This is a genomic window from Lysinibacillus antri (assembly GCF_003977595.1).
Lineage (GTDB): Bacteria > Bacillota > Bacilli > Bacillales_A > Planococcaceae > Ureibacillus > Ureibacillus antri.
Genome location: NZ_RYYR01000049.1, coordinates 1 through 9,583 on the forward strand (window position 1 = coordinate 1; position 9,583 = coordinate 9,583).

At 33.1% G+C, this 9,583-nt stretch carries 7 protein-coding genes and 1 riboswitch; of the genes, 5 read left to right on the plus strand and 2 right to left on the minus strand.

The window, feature by feature from the left end; all coding sequences use genetic code 11:
* Positions 1–273 precede the first annotated feature (273 nt).
* Positions 274–360, plus strand: a riboswitch (cyclic di-GMP riboswitch).
* Positions 361–575: 215 nt separating this feature from the next.
* The 3 genes from EK386_RS19315 to EK386_RS19325 are packed head-to-tail and all read left to right on the plus strand — an operon-like array spanning position 576 to position 2,917.
* The gene (locus EK386_RS19315; RefSeq protein WP_126660816.1) at positions 576–935 is read left to right on the plus strand and encodes a hypothetical protein; all 360 of its coding nucleotides are present in this window, start codon (positions 576–578) and stop codon (positions 933–935) included.
* A 56-nt stretch (positions 936–991) separates the two neighbouring features.
* Entirely contained in the window at positions 992–1,702 is a 711-nt protein-coding gene (locus tag EK386_RS19320) for a hypothetical protein (RefSeq protein ID WP_126660817.1), read from the plus strand.
* 45 nt (positions 1,703–1,747) lie between these two features.
* Positions 1,748–2,917 carry a methyl-accepting chemotaxis protein gene (locus EK386_RS19325; protein ID WP_126660818.1) on the plus strand — a complete coding sequence of 390 codons (1,170 nt, stop codon included), beginning with the start codon at positions 1,748–1,750 and terminating at the stop codon, positions 2,915–2,917.
* Between the two features lie 174 nt (positions 2,918–3,091).
* On the opposite strand, the gene EK386_RS19330 is transcribed toward EK386_RS19325, so the two are convergent.
* Positions 3,092–4,849: a methyl-accepting chemotaxis protein gene (locus EK386_RS19330; protein ID WP_126660819.1), complete on the minus strand. Its 1,758-nt coding sequence runs from the start codon at positions 4,847–4,849 to the stop codon at positions 3,092–3,094.
* Positions 4,850–5,496: 647 nt separating this feature from the next.
* Here EK386_RS19330 and ltaS point away from each other — a divergent pair.
* The gene (gene ltaS, locus EK386_RS19335) at positions 5,497–7,440 is read left to right on the plus strand and encodes a lipoteichoic acid synthase (protein WP_126660820.1); all 1,944 of its coding nucleotides are present in this window, start codon (positions 5,497–5,499) and stop codon (positions 7,438–7,440) included.
* A gap of 194 nt (positions 7,441–7,634) precedes the next feature.
* On the opposite strand, the gene EK386_RS19340 is transcribed toward ltaS, so the two are convergent.
* Entirely contained in the window at positions 7,635–8,387 is a 753-nt protein-coding gene (locus tag EK386_RS19340; RefSeq protein WP_439331247.1) for a TrmB family transcriptional regulator, read from the minus strand.
* A 141-nt stretch (positions 8,388–8,528) separates the two neighbouring features.
* Here EK386_RS19340 and EK386_RS19345 point away from each other — a divergent pair, with 141 nt between their 5' ends.
* Positions 8,529–9,308, plus strand: coding sequence for a TSUP family transporter (locus EK386_RS19345; protein ID WP_126660822.1), 780 nt, complete (start codon positions 8,529–8,531; stop codon positions 9,306–9,308).
* The last annotated feature ends 275 nt before the right edge of the window (positions 9,309–9,583 follow it).

Sequence of the window (9,583 nt, forward strand, 5' to 3'; positions counted from 1 at the left end):
GATTCATCAGCAACCTGAGATATTAAATAATTACATGCCTTGGTCCAAAAATATCAAAACAACATGTGTAATGAAATAGCCATCTATCCGAAAAATTCGCGATAGACGGCTATTTGTCATGCGTACCGAAAAGGTGCGCTTATTTTTGTATTTCGGGCTTACCTTATAAATTGTTAATGTATCTAATATAATTTAGATAAAAATACAAATATCGACAAAAATTAACATATTCTATATAATGCTATAGGAGTATAGAATATTATTGTTTTCCTAAATTGAAAAAGGCAAACTTATCGAAAGGTAAGGACGCAAAGCTACGAGTCTAAAATCCTCTTGGATAATGATAGTCGGGTTGCCAAGATATTAAGTAGTTTATTTGGCTATCCCTCTTTTTATTTGGGATAGCTTTTTCTTTGTTTAACTAAAAGTAAGGGATATGCCCAATTGTTAGTATCGAAAGTAAATCCACAAATTTAATTATTTCGTGGGGTAATTGACTTTTTATAGGCTCTTATAGAAATTGTGCGAATGTCGTCAATGAAGGATAACAGAATATAGGAAAAAGGGGATTAGAGATGATAGTAGTAGACAAAAAGAAATATAAAATGGCAATTTATGAAGCCAAGAGGGAATTGCATGTGCAGGTGTACGGATTAATTAGAGAAGAAGATGCGGAAAATTATTTAGTAGATTTACAGGATACGATTAATAAAGTTTCAAAACAAACTTATATATTAGTTATTGATGGGACTCACCAATCACCAGTCCCGTCAAGAGTTGTACCGCAGTTGGAGCAAACGATGCAATTTTATTCTTCCTTAGGTTTTAAGGACGTGTTTGTAATTAAACCTTCATCTAAAATTGCACAAGTACAAATTAGAAATGCACTTGAAAGAATTGAGTTCTCAGGTACATTAATCGATGGTGTATCTTAAGCTATAAAATAATAGTCCTGAAATAACTGTATTTTAATTTGAAAGGAAGTAAATAAGTGCAAACAACACTAGAATTATATTCATTTAAAATCATTACAAAGGAAGAAACGGATTTAATACAAAAAGCAGCAGATTGTTTAGCGCGATCATTTGTTGGAGTGAATGTTTCAGGAAAATGGGTACAGGAGCCAATGGTAGGCCAATTAAATATAGGATATGAAGATTTCTATAACTTTACGAAAGATTATTTAGATTCTACGGTTGATCAGGGATATTGCGCAGTTGCTCACGATATTCATAATAATGTTGTTGGTGTGCTTGCTGGAGATATAAATGCACCGGAAATTATTGGCGAAGATATTTTTGAAGGATCTTTTTATGATATGAACGTTATTCTGCGCGTTTTGGAAGATGTGGATAAACGTTTCATGGAAGATTATAAAAAACGATATGGAACAGAAATCAAGGATGGAGAGGTGTTGCATTTATTCATGTTAGGAGTGATAGCTGAATATGACCGTCACGAAATTATTCAGCAATTAGGAAATAAACTAATAACAAAGGCATCTTCACAAGGCTTGAAGGCCGTTCTGGGAGAAGCAACAAATCCAAAATCAATACGTGTAATGGAAAAGTATCATAAGATGAAAAAATATGTAGATGTAAAAGGAAACTTTATTGTTCATAAATATCAGAATAATAGTAGATTAAATAAGATTCCTGTAAATTTAGCTGATGGAACATACATCATCATAAGAGAGCTCTAAATTTTGCATCATCAATAAAATAAGAAAAGTAGGAGTTTAATTATTATGGAAGTTATATTGTTAGGAATTATTGTTATCTTACTAGGAACATCTGTGTATTTTGCTTACCGATATTTTACGCTGAAACATCATTCGCATATAAATAACGAGATTATCAAAGGAATGAAGGAACTATCTGCAGGTAATATCATTAGCAAAGTCGATGAAAGAAGTTATAATCATTCAGTATTTAATCAATTAATTGAATTTTTAAGTCGTGTAAGAGAAGGGGTTCTTTTATTTGCAAAAAATGCACATGAAAAAGGAGAAAATCTTTCCGAACATGGTGAATTAGCTTCTGAGAAAGCTGATATTGTAAGAGCGGCAATAGATGAGGTAGGCAGGGGATTGCAGAAACAATTAATAGCTACTGAAGAAAGCTCTATATCTATGGAAGACATCACTAAGGCAATTGAAGAGCTATCTGTGAGATCAAATCAAATCTCAGAACAATCGAATACTACCCTTGAATTGACTCAGGAAGGAAACGAGAAGTTAAAAAATTCTCTTAAGAAATTGGAGCGGTTTAATCAAACAATAAATACAACATTTAATGGAATAAATAAACTAGGAGGACAATCTCAAGAAATAGGTACTATTGTTAAAGTAATTACAGGGATTTCAGAGCAAATTAATTTATTAGCATTGAATGCGGCGATAGAAGCAGCTCGTGCAGGAGAACATGGCAAAGGATTTGCAGTTGTCGCTGATGAAGTTCGAAAATTAGCCGAACAATCGCGTCAGTCCTCTGCTGAAGTATCAAATATTGTGAAAAATATTCAAGAAGAAACGGATATAGTTGTAAAATCAATGAAACAGGGAACTGAAGAATTTGCAGATACAAATACGAACATAGTAGAGGTTGGAACTATGTTCGAAAAAATTCTATCTACCACACAATTTATTGCTGAAAATAATTCAAATTCTTCTGCAAGTACAGAAGAATTATCATCTAGTTCTCAGCAGATTATGTCAGCTATTAAAGAGATTGCTTCGATTTCTCGGGAATCTGTTGAAATGTTTGAAGAACTTGTAGAAATTAGCGATGAAGAATTACATACAATGCAAAAACTAGTTCAGGAAGCAAACGATCTTGTAGCGCTAAGAAGTGATGTAGAGAAATTGTTTTCTTCGCTTAATCAAGATGCTGAAAATAAAGTCACTGTGGCTGTATAAAGGTATATTTACCTTTCCAGCATAGCAGTGAGGAATATCTAGACCTTTCATGAGTATTTATTTTTAAGTACTATTGCAACAGGTAACCTAAATAAAAAAGGCCATCCAAAAAGTAAAGAAGATAATTACTTTTTGGATGGTTTATTTTAATGGCTATGAGGACAGCCTCAATCTTTAAACTTTAAATTGAGAAACGAGATCGCTTAAATCTTCAGCTAATTTGGATAACTGTTCAGCGCTATTAGAGATTTCATCAATGGAACTATTGGATTGTTGTGACGCTGCTGCAGTTTGTTCAACGCCGGCAGCATTTTCTTCAGATATTGCAGCCACTTCTTGAATAGAACTGCTCATTTCTTGGCTACTCGATGCGATGTTCGTTAAATTGGATGAAATATACTGAATGCTATTTGCCATTTCCTTCAATGATTCACTAATGTTCGTAAACGTTTTATGAGTCATTTCGATTTTACTTGTTCCTTGCTCCACTTCTTTATAGCCATTTTGTAACGAGTCGGTTACATTGCTAAATTCATTTTGGATATTCGATACGATTCCCGTAATGTCGGTAACAGAAATAGCGACTTGTTCCGCAAGTTTTTTCACCTCATCTGCAACGACAGCAAAGCCTTTTCCATGTTCACCAGCTCTTGCTGCTTCAATTGCAGCATTCAACGATAACAAATTTGTTTGCTCAGCAATGGCTTTAATCACCACTACTAATTTTGAAATTTCCTGTGATTCAATGTGCAGCTCATTTACTTTTTGCACGGAGTCACGTACAATTTGATCAATTTTTTTCATTTGATTTGATGACGACTCCATCAATGTACTACCTTCATTTGTCATTATCAGTACATCTTTAGCCGCTTGTTGAACGAGTTCACCATATTCATGAGCTTCCTGAACCTTTTCAGCAAAGCTAGCCATTATTTGTGAAATGTTACTTGAACTATCAGCTTGTCGTTCCGCACCCCTTGCTAGTTCTTCCATTGTAATTGAAATTTGCTCAGAACCTTGTTTCATTTCAAATGTAGCTTGTGTTAACTCGTTACTATGATCGGAAATAACATGAGAATCTTTGGATATATTTTGGATCATGTCTCGCATATTTACTTGCATTTTATTCATAGCATCAGCTAGTCTACCTGTTTCGTCTTTTACTTTAAACTGAAGTAATTCGTGGCTTAAATCACCACTTGCCAACGTGTCCATGCGAGTTGTAACAAGTTTAATAGGATTGGAAATACTTTTTGCAAAACTCCAGATGATGACTACACCGATTACTAAAGTGAAAGCTGTAAAAAGAAGAATGATATTAAGAATTTCTTTTGCAGGGGCGTTAAAATCCAAAAGGTATGTACTTGCACTGATTGTCCAGCCCCACTCATTATAATTCTTTACATAAACTACTTTCTTTTCACGTTTATTTTCGTCTTCAGGGTGCGGCCAATCATAATAAACGTATCCTTCCCCCTGACTTCCGACTTTTAAAATTTCTTTTACAAATTTAAATCCATTGGAAGCCTCATACTCAATTGTATTTTCTCCTTCTAAGCTTGGGTGTGCAACCAGAACCCCATCTTGATCATGAATCATAATATAGCCATGTTTCCCGATATTAATATTGGAATTGATTGGACGTTTCCCTTCTTCATTCTTTTCCCCAAGGATTGCAACTCGTACTTTTTCCTGGGCTTCTTCTAATGTAATATTATTTTTCTCTACTTCTTTTGCTAAAGAATCGATCATTTCAATGGTCATATTGACACTGTTTTGTAAATTTATTTTTCCAAGTTCGTCTAAACTACTCGAACTCTTTTGATAACTAATGATTCCTAAAATGGCCATTGGGAAAATTAATAAAAGAATCGATACTGTAATTAACTTTTTTCTAATTGAAAATGGTACCTTGTTTTTTGGTTTAGACATAATATTCCCCCTTATACAAATTGGATATAAAAGTACTATTGAAATTACAATATATTGAATTTAATAGTGAGTTTGTAATGCTTTTATAATATATTATTATAGAGTTAACTTATGTTGAAATCAATACATTTTCGAGCATATTTATGCCTAAAAACGTATAATATGTCATGTTTAAAATTATTAAAATTTGTTAATAACTATTTTTGTAGATTGGTATAAAACAATTAACTGAAAAGTAATTCTGAGATTAATGGATACAAGTGGAGCCAACATGCAGATGGTGAAGATAAGAGAAACGAGTTGTTTTCAGGAGATGGATGTAATATCAGCCGACCACTTCATATGTCGGTAATGGAGAAGAAGAGAAAGAAGAAGTAATCAGCATAAGCATAATAAATCGTACTATGTTACAAGAACACTATGGAGATAATCGATTATAGTTCGTCATGATCCTAACATTTGCTGAATATTTTTATTTCAATACTTACAACTGAAGAAACTATATTATTTGTTTTTCGTTATATTATTAGCTTGACAGAAGTCGGATTTGGGCTTAGTATATATAAGCTATTGAAATTATCGTAAAATAATATAATTCAAAACTAATATAAATATTATTTAATTATGTAAGTAAAAGAGGTGCAAAAATGAAAAGAATAAATAAAAAAGACTTTCTCGTAAACAATTTTATAGGGATCTACTTTTTAGCTGTTTTGATGTTATGGGTTAAAACGTACATCACGCAAACAACACAATTTGATCTTGGTGTAGAAGGAATCTTACAACAATTCCTTTTATTTATTAATCCACTAGGCTCAGCAATGTTATTTTTAGGAATTGCCTTTTTATTTAAAGGAAAGAGAAAATACACATCGTTAGTAGTAATGTACGCTCTTATCTCATTCATTTTATATGCGAATGTTGTTTACTATCGATTCTTTAGTGATTTCATAACATTACCGACAATCTTCCAAACACAGAATTTTGGAGATTTAGGTGGTAGTGTTCTTTCTTTATTGAAACCTTATGATCTTTTGTTCTTTGTGGATGTATTTGTCATCGTATATTTACGTTTCTCAAATAAAATCCAAAAACAAACAAGTCGATTTGGCAAGAAGCAAACAGTGACTGTGATGGCTTTCGCATTACTAGTATCCATTGTCAATTTAGGACTAGCTGAAGTGGATCGCCCGCAATTATTAACGCGTGGTTTTGATCGTAACTATATTGTGAAATATTTAGGTATGTATAACTATACAATGTATGATGCTGTTGAAACGATTAAGGCATCTTCACAACGAGCTTTAGCGGATAGCGATGATATGACCGAGGTTATTAACTATGCAAAATCGAACTATGCCGAACCAAATCCAGAATACTTTGGTGCAGCACAAGGGATGAACGTTATCTATTTACATTTAGAATCGATGCAAAACTTTATTATCGACTATAAATTAAACGGTGAAGAAGTTACACCATTTTTAAATTCACTTTCAAAAGATCCGAATACATTGTACTTTGATAACTTTTTCCATCAAACAGCACAAGGTAAAACATCGGATGCAGAATTTATGCTAGAAAATTCTTTATATGGACTACCTCAAGGATCTGCCTTTATTACTAAGGGACAAAATACGTACCAAGCAGCTCCTGGTATATTAAAAGATCATGGTTATACTTCCGCAGTATTCCACGGTAATGGGGGAACTTTCTGGAATCGAAATACCATTTACAAATCATTTGGATACGATAAATTTTTTGATGCCAATTTCTATGACACAAGTGCTCCAGAAGACATGGCTGAATATGGATTGTTGGATAAACCATTCTTTGAACAATCAGCGAGCCTTTTAAATACTTTACCACAACCGTTCTATACGAAATTTATTACGGTAGGGCACCATTATCCATATAAGCTTAATCAAGACTTAGCAACGATTGAGAAAGGCAATACAGGTGATGCAAGTGTCGATAATTATTTCCAAACGGCACGTTATGCAGATGAAGCAATTGAACAGTTCTTTACGCAATTAAAAGAGTCTGGTTTATATGAGAATAGTATGATTGTTCTTTATGGTGACCATTATGGTATTTCAGAAAACCATAATAAAGCAATGGAACAAGTACTAGGAAAAGAAATTACACCATACGAAAGTACAAATTTACAACGTGTTCCATTATTTATTCATGTTCCAGGTATGGAAGGCGAAATTAATCATACTTATGGTGGCCAGATTGACCTTCTACCAACCGTATTACATTTACTAGGAATTGATTCTCAAAACTTTATTCAATTCGGTTCAGACTTATTATCAGAAGAACATAACGATATTGTTCCATTTAGAAATGGCGGCTTTGTCAGCCCGACGATTTATTCAATCGACGAAAAATATTATGATAATAAAACAGGTTTACTAATAGATGAGAGTCAATTAGAATTGGCTGAAGCGATTAAAAATGAAGTGGATTATAAATTGCAATTATCAGATCAAGTGGTGAATGGTGACTTACTAAGATTCTATATGCCAACAGAGTATACACCCGTAGATCCTTCTAAGTACAATTACAATAAAGATGGAGAATCTGAATAAGGTTCACAATATCAAAGAGTAAGATACAATTCAATAAATCCTAATCCGAGAGCTAAAATAAAGTTCTCGGATTTTTATTTTCATTGAGCAAATAAATATTAGCTAAATGAAGATTAAGCTCCGGGCAAGTCATGCGGTTTTGTAAGGATTGTATTGGAATATAGCTTCGTCGTGCAGGTAGCTATGAGAAAAATTTAACTTTCAAAAAACATCTTTCTTTCTACAGATATCCATTGATCAAGATCTTCTTTACTACTTTTTACAATGCGATTGACTAAGACATCATGCCAAATGTAATCTTCTAATAAATAAATATGAACTGGATCATTTGTATAAAATGCTAAGTTCCGTGCTTCTATAGATGGTCCATAAATCATTTCTTGTGCATCGATAGATAAAATAAACCAATGTTCAGTAGTTGGTGCTTGTGTATATTGAGTTAAACGATGGGTATCTAATTGACTGATTGGGTTCTCAACATGGATTGTCAGTCCTTTAATATCAACACGTTTCGCAGCTTCTTCTAAATCTTCTTTTAACACATCATACATATCATTCCACATTGAAATCATAATACGTTTTTTTGCTTTTTTTAATAGTGTCTGACAATAGCTAATAATCGTTTCTTGATCTTTAAGTGTCATAACACGATTTGTTGGCATGGTTTCAATTCTTTCTATTTCTTTTAAGGACATACTAATATCTTTAAAATTCTGACTCCAATTGGCTTGAACTTTTTGTAAAAATACATTCACTGGTAAAGGAGAGTATTGCATCGTTTCATCAATTTCTTCTTTAATTACGATCCCTTTCTCCACAAGAACGTCCAATATTTCGTAAATGCGAGCGCGAGGAACACCTGAATCTTTGCTGACTTGATAAGCGGTCACAGTCCCTAGTTTAACAAGAGATATATATGCTTTTGCTTCATATTCATTAAAGTTCATATTTTTTAATTGTTGTATTAGATTGTTCAACGATATCCCTCCATATCTATTATTATAATTATCATACCAAAATTAATAGAACTATTTACATGAAACTTAATTTTAGTTACTATTCAAGTAGTAACTAAAGGGAGTGTTTTTATGTTTGGGGATATGGAAATTTCAATAGTCATTATTCTATTTGCTTTTGGTTTTTTAGGAGCCTTTATAAATTCAATTGTCGGTGGTGGTGGTTTAATTACGTTACCTGCATTATTATTTGTGGGACTACCACCAGCAACAGCCATCGCCACGAATAAACTTGCAGCGACATTAGGAAATTTAACAAGTATGCTGACATTTTTACGCGCCGGAAAAATTGACCTTAAATTGTTAGGACCCATTGTACCGCTAGTTTTTATAGGATCAATGGTTGGGGCGTTTACAGTAAATTTTATTTCACCTAATTTACTCAAGCCGCTAATTTTCATCATGCTGGTAGTTGTTTTGATTTATACAATCATTAAAAAAGATTGGGGAAGTATTGAAAAACGGCAGGAAATGACAAAGAAAAGAAAAGTGCTGTTTATCAGTGCGTTAATTGCCATTGGTTTTTATGATGGTTTTTTAGGCCCTGGTACAGGATCCTTTATTATATTCGCTTTTGTCTTAATGGGGTTTGATTTTATACAAGCTTCAGGGAACGCAAAGCTCCTAAATTTCACAAGCAATTTCGCTGCACTAATCATGTTCTTATTTCTTGATGCAGTTAATTATTCATATGGCCTCATTATGGGCGTAGCGATGATTATGGGGGCTTTTGCTGGAGCGAAATTTGCATTAGGGCGCGGAACGAAATATGTGCGAATAATCTTTATTGTTGTAACATCCCTTCTTATTTTAAAAAATGGATATGATCTTTTTATGGAGAAAATCCATTAATTATTTGAAATCAGCTATCGAAACTAATTTGAGATAGTGCGCCTTTTCATATAATGAATTTGCATTTTTTCGATTTTAATTAGATAGCTGAGTAATTCTTCTCTAAACTTTTCTTAACGTCTCCTCATCTATATCGACATTTGCCCAGCCATATATTTTGAAAGCAAAGAGAGCTCTTTTTGAACTGCACCCCAAATTTTAGACACAAAATCTAAAATTTGGAGGTGCTTTTCTTTTGGCTAAATTTTCAAGGGAAGAAAAAATTGAAGCAGTAA

What these genes read in the sequence shown, in the direction of transcription:
- EK386_RS19340 (WP_439331247.1), bottom strand. Translation starts at nt 8,387, where the DNA reads ATGAACTTTAATGAATATGAAGCAAAAGCATATATATCTCTTGTTAAA.
- EK386_RS19345 (WP_126660822.1), top strand. Translation starts at nt 8,529, where the DNA reads ATGTTTGGGGATATGGAAATTTCAATAGTCATTATTCTATTTGCTTTT.
- EK386_RS19325 (WP_126660818.1), top strand. Translation starts at nt 1,748, where the DNA reads ATGGAAGTTATATTGTTAGGAATTATTGTTATCTTACTAGGAACATCT.
- EK386_RS19315 (WP_126660816.1), top strand. Translation starts at nt 576, where the DNA reads ATGATAGTAGTAGACAAAAAGAAATATAAAATGGCAATTTATGAAGCC.
- ltaS (WP_126660820.1), top strand. Translation starts at nt 5,497, where the DNA reads ATGAAAAGAATAAATAAAAAAGACTTTCTCGTAAACAATTTTATAGGG.
- EK386_RS19330 (WP_126660819.1), bottom strand. Translation starts at nt 4,849, where the DNA reads ATGTCTAAACCAAAAAACAAGGTACCATTTTCAATTAGAAAAAAGTTA.